Source organism: Terriglobales bacterium, assembly GCA_035573675.1.
GTDB lineage: Bacteria > Acidobacteriota > Terriglobia > Terriglobales > Acidobacteriaceae > DATMAB01.
The window spans coordinates 130518-151091 of record DATMAB010000027.1; the positions used below are offsets into that span (position 1 = coordinate 130518).

The following is a 20574-nucleotide window of genomic DNA, read 5'->3' on the forward strand; positions in this document are numbered from 1 at the left end:
CCTTCGTTTTCATATCTCAAGCGGAATGTCCCACAATCTTCCCAAGGCCTATGAACCGGGCGCGATTGAAGCGCGCTGGGCCGATTTCTGGGTCAAAGAGAAGCTCTTCTCGGTCGCGACGCCCGCGCCCGGCTCGCCGGAGACCGCGCGCCCCGTCTTCTCGCTCCTGATCCCGCCGCCCAACGTCACCGGCCGCCTGCACATGGGCCACATGCTCAACCACACCCAGATGGACATCATCGTCCGCTGGCACCGCATGCGCGGCTATCTGACCGTGTGGCTCCCGGGCACCGACCACGCCGGCATCGCGACCCAGATGATGGTGGAGCGCCAGCTCGCCTCCGAGGGCAGCGACCGCCGCCAGATCGGCCGCGAAGCTTTCGTCGAACGCGTCTGGAAGTGGAAGGAAGAGTACGGCGGCGCCATCCTCGAGCAGATGAAGCGCCTGGGCGATTCCGTGGACTGGGACCGCCTGTACTTCACCATGGACGAGAACCTCTCGCTCGCCGTCCGCGAGGTCTTTGTCCGCCTGTACGAGGAAGGACTGATCTACCGCGGCCAGTACATCGTCAACTGGTGCCCGCGCTGCATGACCGCCCTTTCCGACCTCGAGGTGGCGCACGAGGAAGTGACCGGCAAGCTCTACCACATCCGCTATCCCGTGCTGGGCAGCGAGGAGTTCGTCACCGTGGCCACCACCCGCCCGGAAACCATGCTGGGCGACGTGGCCGTGGCCGTTCATCCCAGCGACGAGCGGTACCAGCATCTGCACTCGAAGATGGTGCGCCTGCCGCTGATGAACCGCGACATCCCGGTCATCGTGGATGAACTCGCCAACCCGGAGTTCGGCACCGGCGCCGTCAAAGTCACTCCGGCGCACGATCCCAACGATTTCCAGGCCGGCCTGCGCCACCTGCTGCCGCAGGTCAACGTGATGGATGAGACCGGCCACATGAACGAGAGCGCTGGCCGCTATGCCGGACTGGACCGCTTCGCCGCCCGCGCCCGCATCCTCGAAGACCTGGAGAAGGAAGGCCTGCTGGCCGAGGTGAAAGACCACGTCATCCCGCTGGGCAAGTGCGACCGCTGCCGCACCATCGTCGAGCCGCGCCTTTCCACCCAGTGGTTCGTCAAGGTGAAGCCGCTCGCCGAACGCGCCATCCAGGCGGTCGAACAGGGCGAAGTTTCCTTCACGCCCGAGCGCTACAAGCAGGAATATCTCACCTGGATGTACAACATCCACGACTGGTGCATCTCGCGCCAGCTCTGGTGGGGACACCGCATTCCGGCCTGGCACTGCGCCGAATGCAAGACCATCGTGGTCGCCCGCCAGGCGCCGGGCAAGTGCTCCAGTTGCGGCGGCGTCGACCTCGAGCAGGATCCCGACGTGCTCGATACCTGGTTCTCCTCCGCCCTGCTGCCCTTCACCACCCTGGGCTGGCCGGAGAAGACCCGCGACCAGCAGGTCTTCTACCCCACCTCGCTGCTCATCACCGCCTACGAGATCCTGTTCTTCTGGGTGGCGCGCATGATCATGATGGGCTGCCACTTCATGCACGACCACGCGCGCGGCAGCGTGCCCTTCCGCCACGTCTACATCCATGCGCTGGTGCGCGATGCCGAGCGCCAGAAGATGTCCAAGACCAAAGGCAACACCCTCGATCCCATCGAGATCATCGAGAAGTACGGCACTGACGCGGTGCGCTTCACGCTCGCTGCCATGGCCGCGCCCGGCACCGACATCGCCTTCAACGAAAAGCGCACCGACGGCTACCGCAAGTTCGCCAACAAGATCTGGAACGCCGCCCGCTTCATTTTTCTCAATGTGGACCGCGCCCAGCAGAGCGGCCTGTGGTCGTTGGCCGATTTCCAGGCCAGGGGCGAAGCCGCGCCGGCGCCGAGAACACTCGAAGACCGCTGGATTCACTCCCGCTTCCATCGCGTCACCAAAGAAGTGAATGCCGCGCTCCAGACCTACCGATTCCACGAGGCCGCGCACCAGGTCTACGGCTTCTTCTGGCACGAGTTCTGCGACTGGTACATCGAGATCGTGAAGATGCGCCTGGAAGGCGCCACGACGGCCCGCGACGCCTTCGCGCATCTGCTCACCCTGTTCGAGGCGGCGCTGCGCCTGCTCTCGCCCTTCATGCCCTTCCTCACCGAGGAAATCTGGCAAACGCTCTACGACGGCAAGCCGCCGCAGAAGTCCATTGCGCTGGCGGCGTATCCCGAAGCCGACGAGCGCCGCTTCGACCTCGAGGCCGAGACCGCGATGGCCATCCTGCAGGACCTGATCGTGGCCGTGCGCGATATGCGAGCCGACCTGAAGGTGGAGCCGCGCACCGCCACGCCCATCGAGGTCTTTGCCGACCTCGACGTGCGCCGCCTCATCGAAGAGAACCGCGAGGCGGTGGAGAAGCTGGCCGCGGTAAGCGGCATCACTTTCGTCGCAAGCTCGCTGGCCAGGACGCCCGGCGCGCGCTCGTCGGCGCGCTTCGATGTGCGCGTCGTCTTCGAGAAGAAGGTTGACCTTTCGGCCGAGCGCCAGCGCCTGCAGAAAGAAGCGGCCAAGCTCGAGAACGAGATCGCCAGCGCACAGCGCCAGCTCGGCAACCAGCAGTTCCTGGCCAAGGCTCCGGCGCACGTGGTCGACGGCATCCGCAGGAGCGCCGAGGAAAAGCAGGTGCTGCTGGAAAAAACGCGCTCCGCGCTCAACGAGTTGTCGGGGTAAGGTTTCACTGCGTACTGGGTACTCGGTACTTCTGAGAACCGAGAACTGGGAACTGAGAACTCGCAATGGACTGGCACAGCCGGCGCATCACCGCGATCCTGGAGAACGCGCTGAAGGAAGACAGCGCCACGCGCGACGCCACCGCGCTGGCCTGCATCGACGAGTATCAGCTTGCCACCGCGGTCATCGTCGCCCGCCAGGACTGCGTGCTCGCCGGCGTGGGCGCCATCCGCGCCATCTTCGACGTCTATGCCGCGCTCGACGGCCATGTGGTGACGCATCCGGAAGTCACCAGCCATCCGGAGATCTTCGACGGGGTGCGCCTGCACAAGGGACAGACCGTCGCCGTCATCCGCCACAACGCCCGCATCGTCCTTTCCTGCGAGCGCGTCATCCTGAACGTGCTGCAGCGGGTGAGCGGCATCGCCACCCTCACGCGCAAGTTCGTGGACGCCATCGCCGGCACGCGCGCCCGCATCCTCGACACGCGCAAGACCATGCCGGGCCTGCGCCTGCTGGACAAGTACGGCGTGCGCTGCGGCGGCGGCCTGAACCACCGCATCGACCTCTCCGACGGCGTGCTCATCAAGAACAATCACATCACGCTCGCGGGCGGCATCCGCCAGGCCTTGGAGCGCGCCCATCGCAACCGCCGCGGCTCGCAGCCGCTGGAGATCGAGGTCCGCTCGCTCACCGAACTCGAGGAAGCCCTGCAGCATGGCGCCGAGGCCATCCTGCTCGACAACATGAAGGTGGAGGACGTGGCCCGCGCCGTGGAGCGCTGCGGCAACCACACGCGCCGCGTGCCGCTGGAGTGTTCCGGCGGCATCACGCTGGAAAACGTCCGGGCCTACGCCGAGACCGGCGTGGACTACATCTCCGTCGGCGCGCTGACGCATTCGGCCGTCGCCGTGGACATGAACATGCGCGTCCAACCGGCGTAGGTCAGTGGCCGGTGGTCGGTGGCTAGTGGCAAGTAAAAGCCAGATCCCTAGGGGAACATAATGCTTGCTGAACGAAGAAGGTATGACCGTTAAAACATATGCGGACCTGGTTGCCTGGCAAAAGGCCATCGATCTTGTCCTGGATGTGTACCGCGCCACTAGAAGTTTTCCCAAAGAGGAAGCGTATGGCTTGACAGCTCAGGTACGCAGGGCAGCTGTGTCGGTTCCCAGCAACATTGCCGAGGGCCAGGGGCGCGGTTCCACGGGAGAGTTCTTGCAATTCATCGGGCACGCCAAGGGCTCCTTATTCGAACTGGAGACTCAGCTCACAATCGCCGGCAGGTTAGAGTACCTGCACGAAACAGAGCTTGCCCGGCTGCTCCAGTCCTGCTCAGAGCTGGGAAGAATCATCAACGGGCTGCTCCGATCGTTGAGGAAGCCTGATCACTGACCACTGGCCACTGGCCACTGTTTAGCTGATAATCTCCCGCATCGCCCGCGCCTCCACAATCCGCCGCGCCGCGCAGGAAGTCTCGGCGCGCACCGACGGACGTCTCGGCCGCATCGTCCGCCTGCTCAGCGACCACGCGACCGTAGTGGTCAGCGGAACCAAGATCGGGGCCGAGATCGGCGTCAGCCGCTCCGCCGTCTGGCGCTTCATCCAGCAACTGCGCGCGCTGGGGGTCGAAGTGGCCGGACACCCCACCACCGGCTATCAGCTGAAGAAGGTTCCGGATCTGCTGCTGCCCGAAATCCTCGCGCCGCTGGTCAAGGGCACCATGTTCGCGAAACATCTGCATCACTACTTCCGCGTCGGCTCGACCAACGAGGCTGCGCTTGCAGCGGCGGCCGCCGGTGAGCCCGCCGGCAGCGCCTTTCTCGCCGAGGAGCAGACCGCCGGCCGCGGGCGCGGCGGCCACGGCTGGCACTCGGAAAAATCCGCCGGCATCTACTGCTCGGTGCTGCTGCGTCCCGCCATGTCGCCTGCCGAGGTCCTCGGGCTTTCGCTCGCGACCGGCCTCGCTGTGCAGGCCGCTGTGGAGCAGGTTACCGGTCTGCGCGGCGACCTGCGCTGGCCCAACGACCTGCTGCTCAACGGCAAGAAATTCTGCGGCATCCTGGCGGAAATGAATGCGGAGGCGACGCGAGTGCGGCATGTGGTGGTCGGCATCGGCATCAACGTCAACCATGACTCCTTACCTTCCGACCTTCGTGCGACAGCGACCTCGCTGCGCCTGGAAGCCGGGCATCCGTGGTCGCGCGTGGAGCTGGTGGCGGCTTTGCTAAAATCGCTGGACCGGGAGTACCGCGCGCTCGAAGGCGTCGAAGCGACGGCGGCACGGGAAGCGGTGCTGCGCCGCTTCGAGGAACGGTCCTCGTACGCTCGCGGCAAGCCGGTGCACGTGGCCGAAGACGGCGGCTACGAAGGCATCACCGACGGGCTCGACCCGCGCGGCTTCCTGCGCGTGCGCACCGAGAAAGAGTGGCGCACGGTGCTCTCCGGCACCGTCCGCGCCCTGGAGTCCTGAGCCAGCCATGCTGCTTGTCCTCGACGTCGGCAACACAAACACGGTGCTCGGCCTGTTCGCGCCTGGGGCCGGCAGTGCCGATGCCGAGGCACCTCATTACGAGCAGCTCATCGCCCACTGGCGCGTCGAGACCAACCGCAGCCAGACGGTGGACGAATACGGGGTGCTCTTCCGCAACCTGTTCGCGCTGGACGGCCTGGAGGTGGCGCAGGTGCGCGGCATCGTGATCTCCTCCGTCGTTCCGCCGCTCGATTCCACCTTGCGCGAAGTCTGCGAAAAATACTTCGGCGCGCGGCCCTTGTTCATCGAACCCGGCGTGAAGACCGGCATGCCGGTGGTGACCTATAACCCGTACGAAGTGGGCGCCGACCGCATCGTCAACGGCGTGGCCGCTTTCGCCAAATACGGCGGGCCGTGCATCATCGTGGACTTCGGCACCTCCACCAACTTCGATGCGGTCTCCAAGAAGGGCGAATACCTGGGCGGCGTGATTGCGCCCGGCCTGGGCATTTCCGCGGAAGCGCTCTTCCAGCGCACGGCGCGGCTGCCGCGGGTGGATATCCGCAAGCCGGAAAAAGTCATCGGCACCGATACCGTGAGCTGCATGCAATCCGGCCTGTACTACGGGTACCTCGGGATGCTGGACGGCATCCTCGAGGGCATGCTCGCCGAGCTCGGCCGCGAGAGCAAAGTCATCGCGACCGGCGGGCTGGCGTCGCTCATGGCCGGCGGCTCGAAACACATCACCGTGGTCGATGACTGGCTCACCCTCGAAGGTCTGCGCATCATCTGGGAGCGCAACCAGGCAGCTCGTGCCGGCGAAAACGCGCGCAAGGCCGCTTCCTCCCGCCGCTCCTGACCCCGTGGAGAACTACTTCAACTACTTCACGGAGATCGAAGAGCATTTCCAGAAGCGCCGCGGCACCGTGCTGCTGCTCTCGACGCTCGACTGGGCGCTGATCGAGAGCTGGAAAGAAGCCGGCATCCCGCTGGAAGCGGTGCTGCGCGGCATCGACGCGGCCTTCGACCGCTACGACCGGCGCCCCTCGAAGACGCGCAAGGTGAACTCGCTGGCCTTCTGCGCGCAGGAAGTGCTGGCCGCCGCCGAAGAGATGAAGGAAGCGGCGGTCGGCATCGCCCGGCCGGAAGTGGAATCTGCGGGCTTCGAGCCGGCCCGTGTGGCGGCCTTTTTGAAGGCAAACGCAGCAGCACTCGAGGGCGCCGCGCTGCCGGATTCGGTGCGGCCGGCGGCGCAGGAGGTTGCACGCACCCTGCGCGAGCTGGCTGCGGGATTCGACGAGGCCGGCCGCTCAACCGCACTCGAAGACCTGGAGCGGCGCCTGACGGTACTCGAGGACAAGCTGTTCGCGGTGCTGCTGGCGGCCACACCGGATGACGAGGTCATGGCCACGCGCGCGCAAGCTGAGCGCGACCTGGCTCCCTACCGGCGCAAGATGTCCGGCCCGCAGATCGAGCAGCTGCAGCGCCAGTACATGCACAAGCGCCTGCTCGACCGCCACAAGCTGCCACGCCTGAGCCTGTTCTATCTGACCTAGACGAGGCTGGTTCCGAGGCCCGGTCTGTACCAGTTAGGATACCCACCCCTACCCCTTGTTCGGCTTCTCTCGCGTCAGTTGTGGCCGACGTTGCGCGTGCCCTTGCAGTTCGGGTCGGAGCATTTGAGGTATACGCCATACCGCGCGCGAACTGCCAGCATCGGCTGCCCGCACTCTGTACCGTCTCGCCCGGGACATGCCACATCTGTGCGCAATGAATCACCCCGACGGATGGAATAATGTTCTCGACATCGTGGATAGTTCGAACATCCTACAAATACCCCGTGCGGGCCTCGCTTAAGCACCATTGGATGGCCGCAGGCGCATTTGCGATCCGTCTGAATTGGACGGCGGGTTCCTGGCTCGACTTCCGCTTCGCTGCCGAACTTGTGGAGAGTGATGAGCTCCTCACAGGTCCTGGCAAACGGCAGCCGCCGCATATGCTCCGTGCTGCGTCCTTCGCTTTGAGAAAGTATGTTTAGGCTTCCTTCCCAAGCGATCTCTCGGTCTATGAATGCGAATTTTTCGTGAAGTCCCCGCCGTTCCACAATCTCGATGCCGACTCGCTTGAATTCCTCGAAAACTAGCTCGGCCTGCCGGAACATATCGCCTTGTTGTTCACGCAAGGTTCTTGTAAAGACGCGAATATCAACATCATCCGTATTTTTCGAGCGGAACAGATTAAGGAATTGCTGAGCGCGGCTGGCGGTTAAGAAAGGCGAGACGATGATGATTTCCCGCTTTGCCTTGCGTAGATCGGCGAAGAAGGCCGCATAGAAGTTGCGTTCCGTATACAAAGCGCTATCGTTCGGGTCAATCTTGTCGTCGTGCGGGTCCAGGAGTGCTGCCCAACGCTCCAATTCAGCACAGGAAAAACCATCGACGACCGTTCGAGAATCGAGGATTCTCCCGCGTTCGCAGGATTCATTCAGCACCCTTATCAGAACCGCATCCCCACTAAGCTTTGATTTCAAGTACTTGAGATTCGCGACGATGGCAAGCTGAGACTTGGGCCGGGTAATCGACACATTGATGAGTTTTGCTGCCTGGCTAGTAAGGTCCGTGCCATCGACCAGGCCCGAAGGCCCATAACGAGGCATCGGGCCTTCTGCAACATCGAAAATGATTGCTTCCTCTTCAAGCCCTTGAAAGCGGTGAACCGTCGAAACCTTGATTCGCCGCAACTTCGTATCACCGGTATCGTCCAGCATCATCTTGATCAGTCGCGCTTGCACTGCGTAGGGCGAGATAATCCCGAGATCCTCGATTCCAGCCTGCACCGCTCGTCTCGCCAACTCCGTCGAAACAACCGCGCTGTAGAGGTTGTAGCGGCCACCTTGTTCAAGCCGGCTGCTCCACGGGTTGACGGACGACACATCGTAGACAGCCAGAGGCGTGTCGCCGAGAGGGGACTTCTCCAGGAAATCGCGAGTCTCTTGGAGACAAGTATCAGAAACGGAATCGATGAGCTTGCCTCCGTAGACGATGGCATTTGGCAGACGTGAGATTTCGGGATGCATCCGATATTGCCGACGCAACATCGTGACGCGAGCCTCGGGTCGACCTTGGTCCACGGCTTGCTGTATGCCTGCTTGGTTGAATATGTCGCGCGCTAGCCACTTCCTGGCCATTTCGCAGCCGGTCTCTTGTTCCGCCTTGCAAATCGGAGGGAGCTGTCGAAAATCACCGACGATAATTGCCTTTTTCGACGCTCGGCTCGCTGCAAAATAAACACTTGGCATCGGAGCCATGCTTGCCTCATCGATGACCAGAGCATCAAAGCTCTGGTCATCGAGTTGCTTCGAAATGGTCGCTTTCGTGAGGCTAGTCGCGATCACCTTTGCTTCTCGCAACACTTTCGCAAGCAGCGCCTCCAGTTCAGCCTCGATTGTGCGGATCTGCGCGAGAAGGTCATTTTCCATCTCCTCGGCTTGGGCGATCTTCGTTTCGAGCGTAGCAGGACTGACCCCATGACGGGATAAGAGTCTCTCGCCTTCAGTCTCGGCTTTGGCCTGATCTTGGTGTGCGCGAGTGATGGCTGACCGCAGTTCGTTTTGCTTGGACACGCGAGCAGCAGCACCACGGCGCAGGACTCCAATCTCTGTTTCAATCCTGGCGGCAGCGATTTGCAGCTTCTCGGGATTCAATCCATAGAAGAAGCGCTTCACCTTGCCAGCGGTTAAGGACTCGTTGAGCTTGACCTTTATCTGGGAGAGATCGTTTGAGAGCTGCTTTTCACGAGCTGTCGCCTGAAATTGCTCTTGCGTAGACCGCTCCAGATTTGCAGCCAAATCAGCATGTGCTCGCCGGGCCGCATCCCTTCGGGCGAGAAGCACCTCTATCTCACGCAACGTGCCGAGGGACAAACGTACCTGGGTCAATTCGCGATTAAGCGAATTGACCCGATCCCTCAGAGCCTTTCCGAGCTTTTCGACGATCTTTTCGGGATCGACCATCGGCGGTAGCTCGACGTTCCCACTCTTGTTGCCGAACCGAACCAGCTTCCCGCTGTGATAATCCTCTGAGTCCTTCATTAACTCTGCGGCATGTCGAATTGCATGGTCGGTTGCCACATTTGTGTGGGAGGCCACCAGCACACGCAAATTCTGGCGAACCAGAGCCGCGATCAAGAACCCAATCATCTGTGTCTTGCCAGTGCCAGGCGGACCCCAAATGAAATGCACGTCGCTTCCGAAAACACGTCGGATCGCGTCCCGTTGCTCGTCATTTAGCTGGCAATCTGAGATCGGCAGATTCAACTCGCCATTTTCTAGTCCTACGGTTGCAGAGGCGAACCCGAATAGACGTAGTGCAAGCTTCGAGTCGAGAGCGCGCTCTCCGTTGAGAACCTCTTCATATCTTTTGCGAAGCGCCTCAAGCAAATACCAAAGATTTGTGATTAGCCGTGCCTTAGTAATGGTTTGGCCGAAATCATGTTCGATTCCGACGGCGACCTCGCTGCCTTGAACCGAAATGATCTGGCCGGCAAATCTCGCGCTTCCGATCGCCACCTCGGCTGGGGCGTCATCCATGACGATCAGCGGACTCTCGGTCGTGAATACATAGACGAAGAGCGGTCCCTCACGTCGAACAAAAACACCGTCGTAGACGGTGACGATTGAGCCGCCTCGGCCCTTCTTTATAGCGTCGATTTCTTCAGCAAGGGCCAGAATGAATTCCTGAATGAGCGACCTGTCGTCGACGCTCGCGGCTCTAGCTACAGCGGCGGCTGACCGGGGTGGCGCCGCGCCGCTTTGTTGACTGAAATTGCGTCGTGCAGAGCTCATCTGTGCCGGTAAGTTTCTCTCCAAAACCCAAAATCTGCCAGCGAGAAGTCTGTTTCCTATGCTGTGCCTGCGGCAGGCTTCTCTGCGGCTAGTGGGTGAAAGCGGGTGCGGTCGCCTCCCGGACGTGCAGGAACTGGTCGGCAGGAGCTTCAGCGAGGCCTGAAATGCAGGGAGCGCTTCCATTGCTACGCGGCATGCACAGATTTGCTTTCCTTGCCCAACTTTGACGATTCTCCACGGCCCGACCACCAGCACGATGTCAACAGAGCCTCTCGGTCTCAAACTTACAGGCAAATTTCTCTTGACAAATAGCAGCACAATGATATAATTGCGTGTTCGGCATATGCCGAGGGCTAAGTCATTGTGGTTCAGGATTTTGCCTATAAGCTCTTTGAAATCAGGATTTTGCCCGACCCAAACCCGCCAACCCGTTTGTTTCTAGGATCTTGCGAAAAAATACCGGGGGGAGGGGGTCTGACAAAGGGGGTACAGACCAGGCACATTCCCTGACACTGCAGAGGAGCAAGGCCTCAGTCGGCGTGGCTCGGGATGACAAGATCCGGATAGGCCTCGTGCGGCGCGGCTGAAGCCGCGCCCTTTCAAGGCAGGATGTCAACAGAGCACCGAAACAGGCCTCGCGGGCGGGAGATGCATCCCTATACACTCAGAGACCTCGATGCGCCTCACGGTGGAAAAGCTGATTTACGGCGGCGATGGCCTGGCCCGCCTGCCGGCCGACGAGCACGGCCGCGGCAAAGCCGCCTTTCTCCCTTTTGTCGCGCCGGGCGAGCAGGTGGAAGCCGAGCTGGTGGAAGACAAGCCCGGATTCGCGCGGGCGCGGGCCCGAGAGATCGTCGCACCGGCGCCCGAACGCATCACGCCGGCCTGCCCGTACTTCACGCGCTGCGGAGGGTGCCACTACCAGCACCTGGGCTACGAAGCGCAACTTGCGGCCAAAGTCGAGATCCTGCGGGAAACGCTGCGTCGCACGGCGAAGCTGGAGTGGAGCGCTGAGATCCGTGCTCACGCCTCGCCACCCTGGGAGTACCGCAACCGGACGCGGCTGCGGGTGCGCACCGCGCCCGAGTTCGCGCTGGGCTACAACCGCTTCGGCTCCTCGGAACTCGAGCCGGTGGAGAAATGCCCCATCAGCTCGCCGCTGGTGCAGCGCGGGATCGGAGTGATGTGGGAGCTGGGCCGCGCCGGACGTGTCCGCGAGGGCATCCGTGAAATCGAGTTCTTCGCCGATACCGACGACGCACGCATGCTGGTCACGCTGCTGGCCGATGCGCGCATCGAGACCCCGGCAGAAGCCGACGGATCGCTGGCCGAAGCCATGCGCAGCGCGCTGCCCAGCGTGGTGGGCGTGGTAGTGGCTCCCGCGCGACCGGTCTCCGCCGATCCCTGGGAAGCGTCCGATGCGCCGCCGAGCGCGGTGTTCGGCGCCGCCGCCCTTGCCTGCACCGTGCGCGGCAGGGAGTACCACGTGGGCGCCGGGTCGTTTTTTCAGACCAATCGTTTCCTTGCCGGCACATTGGTCGAGACCGCGTTGAAGGACCGGAGAGGAGCATTGGCGTTCGATCTCTACGCGGGGGTCGGTTTGTTCACGGCGCCGTTGGCAGCACAGTTCGAGCGCGTCGTAGCGGTCGAATCTTCGACGGCAGCCTGCCGCGACCTGCGGCACAATGCTCCCGCGAACGTGAAGTGGCGGGAAACGACGGCGGCGGAGTTTTTGGAGCGTGCTACGGCCCGGCCGGATTTCATCATCGCGGATCCGCCGCGCGCCGGATTGGGAGAAAAGGTCGCGCGCGCACTGGGCGAGCTGGCTGCGCCGCGGCTGACGTATGTCTCCTGCGATCCGGCGACGCTCTCGCGGGACCTGCGCCTGCTGCTAGAATCCGGTTACCGCGTGGAGGAAGTCAGCGTGCTCGACCTCTTCCCGCAGACGTTCCACATCGAAAGCGTCGTGCAGTTGGTCTTCGTCAAGGGCCTGTAGTTCCCGGTTCCGATCCCAGGGTGCAGTAGGAAGTCGAGAAGCCATCCGGCTCGGTTGTGAGACAGCCTCAAGGAGTGGACGAAGCAGGCGTGCAGCCCACGGCGCAACCGCGTTCCACGACTGTCGCGCGACATCCCATGCTGGCGGCTGCGCTGGCCTTTTCCAGCGGAGCGCTGTTCGCGACCTACACGTGGCGTCCTCCGCTGTGGTGGCTGACGGCGACGGTTGTGCTGCTTGCTTCGGCGGCGTGGTGCGCGCGGAGCCGTCCGCGCGCGGCACGAGCGCTGGCGTTGACGGCGCTGGCCGCGCTGGGAGCGCTACGACTGGAGGGAAAGAACCCGCGCCCGGATCGCGCCCGTCTGGAGGGCTGGACCGACGGCCGCGAATCACTGGTGACCGCGCGGGTGACACGCAGCTTTGCGCCGCGCGAAAGCGCCTGGGGCGGAGCGCGCCAGCGGCTGGAGGTGGAGACGGAGCGCATCGAATCCGAAGGCGCCGCCGAAGAGGTGAGGCTGGGCGTTCGCCTGACCCTGTACGAACCGCGCCGGCGCGGCGACGATGAGGATGGCGAAGAAGACAGCGCCGCACTGCCGTCCCTGGAGTACGGTGAGCGCATTCGCTTTCCGGCGCGGCTGCGCCTGCCGCGCAACTTCGGCAATCCCGGCAACTTCGACTACCGAGGCTACCTGGCGCGCGAAGGCATTGTGCTACTGGGGTCGGTGCGCGCCGACCGTATCGAACTGCTGCCCGGATTCGCCGGCTCTCGTTGGGAAGCATGGCGGAGCCGGGCGCGCCGCAGCCTGAACCAGCGCATGCACGCATTGTGGCCGGAGCGAGAAGCGTCACTCATGGCAGCGATGCTGGTGGGCGAGCGCACCGAACTGGGCCGCGATCTGCGGCTCGACTTTCAGCGCACCGGCACGTATCACATCCTGGTGGTCTCCGGGCTGAACCTGGGAATCCTGGCGTGGCTGGTGTTCTGGACGATGCGGCGGCTGCGCGCTTCCGAGCTTGCAACGTCGGTGATCACGCTGCTGGTGGTGAGCGCCTATGCCTACCTCACCGATGCCGGACCTCCGGTGCTGCGGGCCACGCTGATGCTGGCCGTGTACCTGGGAGCACGCTGGCTGTATCGCGAACGCGCGCCGCTGAACGCGGTGGGCGCTGCGGCACTGGTGTTGCTGGTAGCCGATCCGCAATCGCTGTTCGATCCCAGCTTCCAGCTTACTTTCCTGGCCGTGCTGGCCATCGCGGGAATCGCGCTGCCCGTGGTAGAGCGGACCTCGCTGCCGTACCGGCGCGCGCTGGCGCAACTGGACTCGACGGAGTACGACGCTCGGCTTGCGCCGCGACTGGCGCAGTTCCGGCTCGACCTGCGCCTGCTGGCCTCACGGCTGGCACGGTTCGCGGGCGAGCGATTGGCGCGCTGGACGCTGGTGCTCGGCGGGCGCATGGCGCTCGGCCTGTTCGACGTGCTGCTGCTGGCGGCGGTGATGCAGGTGGCGCTGGCGCTGCCCATGGCCATCTACTTCCATCGCGCGGTGCTGGTGGCGCTGCCGGCGAACGCGGTGATCGTCCCGCTGACCGGCGTGCTGATGCCGGCGGCGATCGCAGCGATGGCGCTTTCCTACGTGTGGCTGCCGCTGGCGAGGCTGCCCGCCATGACGGCGGACTGGGCGCTCAAAGGGATCACCGGCGTGGTGGCGTGGATGGGTGCGGCACGCGGCACGGAGGTACGCCTGCCGACGCCGGAGCCGGAGATGATGCTGTTGGCGGCGGCATCGTTCGCGCTGGCGATGCTGGCGGTGCGCCGGCGAGCCGTGGTCGCAGCCGCAGGTTTGACGGCGCTGGCGGCTTCGGCGCTGGCGCTGGTCGTGGTGCCGCCTGAACCGCAGATCCGGCACGGCGCACTAGAGGTGACGCTGCTCGACGTGGGCCAGGGCGACGCCATCCTGGTGGTCACGCCGGAGGGCAGGACGCTGCTCGTCGATGCGGGAGGCTCGCTGGGCGGCGAGAACTCTGACTTCGATTTCGGGGAGGACGTAGTTTCGCCGTATCTGTGGCGTCGCGGACTCGCGCGGCTGGACGCAGTAGCGCTCACGCACGCGCACGCTGACCATATCGGAGGACTGGCCAGCGTGCTGGCGAACTTCCGTCCGCGCGAGCTGTGGCTGGGACCGAATCCGCCGATTGCTGCGCTCGAGCGGCTGCAGGCGCGCGCGCGATCGCTCGGCGTGCGGATGGTCGAACGTCGCGAAGGCGAACGATTCACCTTTGGCGGAACCGAGATCGAGGTGATGGCGCCGCCGTTTGGGTGGAAGGCCGGGGAGCGCCCGCGCAACAATGATTCACTCGCGCTTTACCTCAGATTCGGCGAAACCGCCGTACTGCTTCCCGGCGACGCGGAGCGCCGGATCGAGCGCCATCTGGTTGAGCACCTGCCACGCGCCGACCTGCTGAAAGTAGCGCATCACGGCAGCGCCACTTCGACCACACCCGAGCTGCTGGCGGCCGTGCAGCCGCATTACGCCGCCATCTCGGTGGGTTTTCGCAGTCCGTTCGGACATCCCAAGCCAGAGGTGCTGGAGCGGCTGGCATCGCGCGGAGTTCGGACCTATCGCACAGACATGCATGGGGCGGTGACGTTCTATCTGGACGGGCGAATGGTCACGCCCGAAGGGGATAGGAGATAACACGGCGTAAGGGCAACCCCAAGGTCCTTCGCTTCGGGTTTCCCGCGCCCGCCCCGCAAGCGAAGCCTGCGGGGACCCCGGAAACGCGCGGGAGCCCTCCCTTGCTCAGGATGACGGCAGAAAGTTTTCCGTGTTCTCTGCAGTCTCGGCGGTGAATGAGCCGTCAAGCGCTGGCGGCTTGCGGCGGCTCTTCGCCGATGTCTTCTTCGCTTGCTTCGCCGGAGGCGCGGTACTCTTCGATGACGCGGCGAGCTTCCTCGGCCTGGTCGGCGCGCACCATGATGGTGACGCCTCCCAGTCCGGGCATGACCTCCTGCGGCGCGTCCGGTGAAGTGACCAGCGACTCGATGCCTGCGGCCTCGAGCACGCCCTGGACGACCATGGCTTCGGTCTCGTCGGCGGTGTCGAACACGCTTTCGAGTTTTTCGTTGGGGTCGGGATGAACGGACATGGCGCCTCCTTCACGCGGTGGCCGAAGCCGGCTTGCGCGCGGGTGTATGATGCGTCGAGAGCGTGGCGGACGCATCAAGCCGGCCGCGCCGCGCATCGAATGGTTCAGGAGCGTACCCGCCGCGCAGCACCAGTGTGGCGCATTCGCGCCGCCGCGGCAAGCAGCGCCCGCTGGGAGGGTCGAGAGCGATGATGCAGGAAGAACGCCGTGAGCCGGAAAGCGAATCCTCCTCCCTCCAGACCGCGGAAGAGATCGAAGACGAACGACGACGCTTGCGCCGCCTGCAGATCATGATCTCCATGGTAACGTCGGTGCTGGCGCAGGATCCGGGCCTTACCGTAGAGGAGGCTTCGGAGCTGGTGGCCAACGCGCGCCGCGCCGCCCTGGCGCTGTTTCCCGGCAAGGAACTGGCCTTCGACCTTATCTACCGCCCGCGCCTGCAAAGGGTGATGCAGGAGCGCTTCCGGCTGCAGTAGCGTCCTTCGCTTGCCCTGATACGAATCCGACCGAGCCCGGCATTCCGCAGACAGCCAGACAGCCGCTATTGTCCGTAGCGTTTCTTGTAGAACTCGATCTGCTGCCGGATCTCTTCCGGCGTCAATCCTTTCTTCCACTTGTGGTAGTCGGACTGCATCACCTCGGCGGTAACGCCCGGCAGGAGGTGTTCGGCTTCCGGGATGAACTCGGTGTAGAAGTTCTTGGCCACTTCGTAGAAGCCGTGCCACTGGGTGTAGTCGGGACCCATCATGGCGGTGCCCATGCGGGCGCGCCGGCCCTGGTGATGCCAGAGTTCGTAGTAGGTCCACTCGAGATGCTCGTCGAAGGGCGTCTTGGTGAGCTTGCCGGCGGCGTAGAGCTTGTCCATGATGGACCTGGCCGGCTTGGCGAACTTCTCGTTGTAGAGGTCGATGGTCCCTTCGTACTGCTTGTAGAAGTTTTCCACCCAGCCGGTGGCGTGGCAGTTGGAGCAGACGTCCTGCATGGCGGCGCGGCGCTGCTCCCAGTTTTCCAGCTTGATGGTCACCACCGGGCGCAGGGTGAAGCTGATGCGGTCGCCGACGTCGTGCGTGATGGGCTGGTTGGCAGTGGCGCTCATGTGGCAGGTGGCACAGGTGGGCGCCGCGGAGTAGTCCTTGCCGACCACCCAGGATTTCGACTCCAGGTTCATCTTGCCGATGTTGGCACGGAACTGGATGCCGTGCTTGGACTCGTTGTAGATCTCGATCTGCGGGTGATCGGGACCCATGTGGCACTTGCCGCAGTTTTCCGGCTGGCGGGCCTGAGCGGAGCTGAAAGCGTGGCGGCCATGGCAGGCGGCGCAAGTGCCCTTGCTGCCGTCCGGATTGATGCGGCCGATGCCGCTGTTGGGCCAGGTGGCGTAATCGAACTTGCCCTCACCCAGGTACTTCACTTCGCTGCCGTGACACTGACGGCATCCGTTGATGGCCGCCGGACCGCCCTCGACGATCTCTCCCAGCACGTTGTCGAGCGAGCCGATGAACTGCGCGCCTTGCGCGTGGCGGCTCCTCTGGAACTGGTCCACCTCACCCTGATGGCAGCGCGCGCAGTAGTACGGCGTCACGATCACAGCGATGCGCTGGCCGTAGTGGTCGAAGGTGGCCGGGTCCTTCTCGGCGGCGCGGTGACAGCCGTAGCAATCCACGTTCTTGCCGGCGTGCGCGCTGCCCAACCACTGCTCGACGATGCCCGGCGTCGTAGTGCTGTGGCAGTCAAGACAGGCCTGCCCTTCGGATGAGACCTGGAGCTTGGCGGTTTGCGCCGGCATGGAACCGCAGGCGAGAACAAGCAGGAGGAGGACAACGAGCACGGTACGCATGGGCGTCTCCTTCGAGAGAATGCTGGTCCACGCCTTCCGGAAAGCGGATGCATTGTATCGCGGCGCGAAGGGAGGCGTCTGCAGCGAAATAGCGCGGCCTAACGCTTTTCAATCCGCTCCAGACGGAAGGTCAACGTGCCGAAGAAGAGGCGGGCGCGCATCTGCACCGGGATGCGCTGCTCGTCGTCGGAGTACCAGATCCAGATCTGGCCGCGCCGGCGCACGGCGCCTTCGGGCGCTTCCGGGCGAACGCGCACGGTAGAGAACGTTCCGGCGGCGGTACGGACCTCTTCGCGGGCTTCGACGCGCGCGGTGACGTCCACGGTGCGGCCGCCATCGTTCAGCGGGAACATGAATACGGCGCCGGGTTCGAGCGGCAGCGTGCGTAAATAATAGAGGGCCGAGAGCACGTCGGTGACGCAGCCGGGGATGTCGTGCTCGGCGAACCTGCTTCCACCGGCGCGCAGGTTCTGCTCTTCCAAGACAGCCTTGCGGCGCGCGGAATCAAAGCGGATGGAGGTCTCCAGGCGCCGAGCCCCTTCCTCGGTGCGCTTGGCGATGTGGTGCGAACAGAACGTAGCGGGATCGAAAAAGGATTCGAAGCGATCGTGCACGCGGTAGAGGAGCGCGGCTGCGCCGATGCTGTCGACGGAAGCGGTGACGCGGCGCTCGTGGCCGGCGGCGTCGGTGCGCAGCGTCGCCACGCCTGCCGGGAAGATGCGCCATTCGACGCTGTAGATCCAGGTGCGGCCGTCGGGGAAGGCGTAACCCGGCTGCGGCGCGCGGATGCGGGGCAGCGTGTCGCTTTCCGCCGGAGCTTGTACCGCTGAAGCTTCGGGCGCAGTCGCTTCCTGCAGCAGGAGCGCAGACCGGCCGGAATCAGGCGTCATGACCGCCAGGCAGAAACTGAGCGCCGTGCAGCAAGCAAGAGGATGGAAGGCCGGCCTCAACGCTCTCTTCAGGAATCCCTCAGTGAATGAACCACTGCCGCTTGATGGCGAGCGCAGCCAGCATGGCCAGCGTGCCCAAGAGGGCATTGTACTCGCGGTGGCGGCGGTAGCGTTCCCAGGAAAAACGCTCCGGTGATCCGGCGCCGGAATGGAGGCGCGGCAGCAGGCGGGGCACACGCTTTGCGTAGCCGTCGAACTCCGGGAAGTTCCGGCGCAGGTAGGCTTCCTCCCAGCGGATGACCGGTAGGTAGATGGCGAGGAGCATCGCCACCAGAGCGACGGCCAGCCATAGACTGCGCGCTGCCATTCCGAATCCGACAGCGAGGATGAGCGAGCCCAGATAGAGCGGGTTGCGGGTGTAGGCGTAGGGGCCGGTGGTGGTGATCTCGGTGGCCTTGGTGACGTGGCCGGAGGCCCAGGCGCGCAGCCAGAGTCCGGGAACGGCGACCAGGCCGCCGAGGAGAATCGACGGCCACGTGGGCTGAGCGAGCCACAGATACAGCACGGTGAAGGCGAAGCCCAGAGGAACGCGGATGCGGCGGGCGGTGGCGTTCCAGTCAGGCACCGGGACTCTCCAGCAGGCGACGTGAGGCGGCGATGACTTCTGCGCTCGAAATGGCAAGCAATCCCTGGTCGGCACGCGACACATGTGCGTATGAGGTACGGCTCGCTGCGCTGCGCAACACCTCGCTGCGCGTGCCGAACGGACCGTTGCGGGCGGGGTCAGTCGGACCGAAGAGCGCCACTACCGGCACGCCCAGCGCGGCTGCGAGATGCAACGGTCCGCTATCGCCGCCGACGAAGAGACGCGCACGGCGAGTGAGCGCGATCAATTGCCCGAGAGCCGGACTCACGATCTGAGCCGTGCCGCGACTGGCGGTCACCACTTTCTGGGCCAATTCTTCCTCGCCCGGACCGGCGTTCACCAGCGAGTACAATCCGGCTTGGGCGAGCGCACGAGCCACTTCGCCGTATCGCTCGGCGGGCCAAAGCTTGGCGCCCCAGCCGGCACCCGGGTTCAGCAGGGCGAAGCCGGAAATGCCCCGGATATTCAACAGGCCCTCGCACCAGGTTTGCGATTCGGGATCGCGGGGCAGTTCGGCAGGCGGTGGGGAGCCGAGCGTGCCGCCGGTGAGCGTCGCGACCAGCGAAAGGTAGCGCTCGACGACGTGTGTTCCCCGTGCTTCCAGGCTGCGCGTGTAGAAGACCGCGGCGGCGCGCTCTTTGGGTTGCGCGAATCCGATCCGGCGGCGGGCGCCGCTAAGCTTCGCGACCAGCGCCGACTTCATCAGACCTTGCAGGTCGAGCGCGATTTCGTAGCGGGCGGCGCGCACTTCGGACAGCTCGGTGCGCGCAGCCTTCCAGGTTGACGGAGACGCCGGAGTCTTGCGCAGCGCGCGCGTGTCGAGCACATGCAGGGCATCGACGAGAGGCCGCGATGGGCTGCGCGGGCCGATGCGCGGCGTTCCGGCGGCGCACAGCAGTTCCTGCCAGCGCGGCTCGACCACCCATCCGATGGTGGCGGCGGGGAAGGCGCGTCGCAGGGCGGCGGCGGCGGGCAGTCCGTGGATGACGTCGCCCATCGCCCCCAGGCGCACGATCAGGATGCGTTCCATCGGCGAAGGAGTTCGGAGGTGGAGTGGTCCTTGGGGTCGCCAACGATCTCGACGCGTCCGCCGCATTCGAGGACGACATCGCGCTCGGGCACGGATTCGGCCGTGTAGTCGGTGCCCTTGGCGTGCACGTCGGGGCGGATCTCGCGCACCAAGGCGCGGACGTCGGGCTCGTCGAAGACGATCACGGCGTCCACATCGGCGAGCGCCGCCACCAGTTCGGCGCGTTCGGCGGCAGGCATGCGCGGGCGGCCCTCACCTTTGAGCGTGCGCACGCCGGCATCCGAGTTGATGGCGACCACCACGCGGCCACCGAGGGCCTTGGCCCCACGCAGGTAGCGAATGTGACCGACGTGCAACACGTCGAAGCAGCCGTTGGTGAGGATGACGGTTTCGCCGGCACGACGCCATTCCTCCACGCGGCGGCGGAGCGAGGCGCGATCGTGAATCTTGCCGGCGCCGGAATCAGTTGCGGGCTGCATTCGTCATCCTGTGATGCACAGCGGTTCGAGGGCGCTCGCGAGGCGGCAAGCGCTGCTCGACCACCAAGTCAGCGTGATGAAAAGAATCTGCATGGGGAGGCGGAGCGCCAGCGGAGTCGCGGACTTCCCACGCAAAGTCAGACCGCGGCGCGCGGCGTAGACGTTGGCCGGGAACATGGCGATCATCAGCAAGACCAGGCCGAGCCCCGCCCAGGGCCGGGTCGAGGGCGGCAGCAAGCCGATGGCTCCCAGAATCTCCAGAATGCCGGAAATGAAAACGATCTGTCGCGGGCAGGGGAAGGCCGGCGGCACCATGCGCACGAGGTCTTCCTTCATCGTCGTGAAATGCGCCGAGGCCGTGAACAGGAACATGAGGGCGAGCCCCGAGCGTGTGGAGGCGATCCAGGAATCGAGATATTGGACGCCCAAGGCGCCAATCGCCCGGCAGGCGAGGAGCGCGCCCAGCAAGACGAGAACCACGATCATGCGCGCGCTCCGATCCGGA

At 64.4% G+C, this 20574-nt stretch carries 17 protein-coding genes; 9 read left to right on the forward strand and 8 right to left on the reverse strand.

What is annotated here, in order from left to right:
- Window positions 1–25 precede the first annotated feature (25 nt).
- From VNK82_13130 to VNK82_13155, 6 genes are all read left to right on the forward strand, one after another.
- Window positions 26–2731, forward strand: coding sequence for a valine--tRNA ligase (locus VNK82_13130; GenBank protein HXE91893.1), 2706 nt, complete (start codon window positions 26–28; stop codon window positions 2729–2731).
- Between the two features lie 65 nt (window positions 2732–2796).
- Complete coding sequence (gene nadC, locus VNK82_13135) at window positions 2797–3675, forward strand: carboxylating nicotinate-nucleotide diphosphorylase (protein ID HXE91894.1); 879 nt, start codon at window positions 2797–2799, stop codon at window positions 3673–3675.
- Between the two features lie 64 nt (window positions 3676–3739).
- Window positions 3740–4126: a four helix bundle protein gene (locus VNK82_13140; protein ID HXE91895.1), complete on the forward strand. Its 387-nt coding sequence runs from the start codon at window positions 3740–3742 to the stop codon at window positions 4124–4126.
- A 112-nt stretch (window positions 4127–4238) separates the two neighbouring features.
- Complete coding sequence (locus VNK82_13145) at window positions 4239–5204, forward strand: biotin--[acetyl-CoA-carboxylase] ligase (protein HXE91896.1); 966 nt, start codon at window positions 4239–4241, stop codon at window positions 5202–5204.
- Between the two features lie 7 nt (window positions 5205–5211).
- Window positions 5212–6063 (forward strand): type III pantothenate kinase, encoded by an 852-nt coding sequence (locus VNK82_13150; GenBank protein HXE91897.1) that lies wholly within the window; start codon window positions 5212–5214, stop codon window positions 6061–6063.
- 4 nt (window positions 6064–6067) lie between these two features.
- Complete coding sequence (locus VNK82_13155; protein ID HXE91898.1) at window positions 6068–6760, forward strand: hypothetical protein; 693 nt, start codon at window positions 6068–6070, stop codon at window positions 6758–6760.
- A gap of 74 nt (window positions 6761–6834) precedes the next feature.
- On the opposite strand, the gene VNK82_13160 is transcribed toward VNK82_13155, so the two are convergent.
- Complete coding sequence (locus VNK82_13160; protein ID HXE91899.1) at window positions 6835–10047, reverse strand: AAA domain-containing protein; 3213 nt, start codon at window positions 10045–10047, stop codon at window positions 6835–6837.
- A gap of 676 nt (window positions 10048–10723) precedes the next feature.
- On the opposite strand from VNK82_13160, the gene rlmD reads away from it, so the two are divergent.
- Entirely contained in the window at window positions 10724–12043 is a 1320-nt protein-coding gene (rlmD, locus tag VNK82_13165) for a 23S rRNA (uracil(1939)-C(5))-methyltransferase RlmD (protein ID HXE91900.1), read from the forward strand.
- A gap of 74 nt (window positions 12044–12117) precedes the next feature.
- Window positions 12118–14736 (forward strand): ComEC/Rec2 family competence protein, encoded by a 2619-nt coding sequence (locus VNK82_13170; protein HXE91901.1) that lies wholly within the window; start codon window positions 12118–12120, stop codon window positions 14734–14736.
- Between the two features lie 163 nt (window positions 14737–14899).
- Here the strand turns inward: VNK82_13170 and VNK82_13175 are convergent, their stop codons facing one another.
- Window positions 14900–15187 (reverse strand): DUF2007 domain-containing protein, encoded by a 288-nt coding sequence (locus VNK82_13175; protein HXE91902.1) that lies wholly within the window; start codon window positions 15185–15187, stop codon window positions 14900–14902.
- A 134-nt stretch (window positions 15188–15321) separates the two neighbouring features.
- On the opposite strand from VNK82_13175, the gene VNK82_13180 reads away from it, so the two are divergent.
- Window positions 15322–15663: a hypothetical protein gene (locus tag VNK82_13180; protein ID HXE91903.1), complete on the forward strand. Its 342-nt coding sequence runs from the start codon at window positions 15322–15324 to the stop codon at window positions 15661–15663.
- A 65-nt stretch (window positions 15664–15728) separates the two neighbouring features.
- On the opposite strand, the gene VNK82_13185 is transcribed toward VNK82_13180, so the two are convergent.
- The 6 genes from VNK82_13185 to VNK82_13210 all read right to left on the reverse strand — a co-directional run bounded on the left by VNK82_13185 (window position 15729) and on the right by VNK82_13210 (window position 20555).
- Window positions 15729–17024 (reverse strand): multiheme c-type cytochrome, encoded by a 1296-nt coding sequence (locus VNK82_13185; protein ID HXE91904.1) that lies wholly within the window; start codon window positions 17022–17024, stop codon window positions 15729–15731.
- 98 nt (window positions 17025–17122) lie between these two features.
- On the reverse strand, window positions 17123–17914 hold the full coding sequence (locus VNK82_13190) for a DUF3108 domain-containing protein (protein HXE91905.1): 792 nt from the start codon (window positions 17912–17914) through the stop codon (window positions 17123–17125).
- Between the two features lie 79 nt (window positions 17915–17993).
- Window positions 17994–18539, reverse strand: a complete 546-nt coding sequence (locus VNK82_13195) for an isoprenylcysteine carboxylmethyltransferase family protein (GenBank protein HXE91906.1) — start codon at window positions 18537–18539, stop codon at window positions 17994–17996.
- Window positions 18532–19590, reverse strand: coding sequence for a glycosyltransferase family 9 protein (locus VNK82_13200; protein HXE91907.1), 1059 nt, complete (start codon window positions 19588–19590; stop codon window positions 18532–18534). The genes VNK82_13195 and VNK82_13200 overlap by 8 nt, the downstream gene beginning before the upstream one ends.
- Entirely contained in the window at window positions 19575–20069 is a 495-nt protein-coding gene (locus tag VNK82_13205; protein ID HXE91908.1) for an adenylyltransferase/cytidyltransferase family protein, read from the reverse strand. The genes VNK82_13200 and VNK82_13205 overlap by 16 nt, the downstream gene beginning before the upstream one ends.
- A 3-nt stretch (window positions 20070–20072) precedes the next feature.
- A complete protein-coding gene (locus VNK82_13210; GenBank protein ID HXE91909.1) occupies window positions 20073–20555 on the reverse strand; it encodes a DoxX family protein in 483 nt (160 codons plus the stop codon).
- Window positions 20556–20574 lie beyond the last annotated feature (19 nt).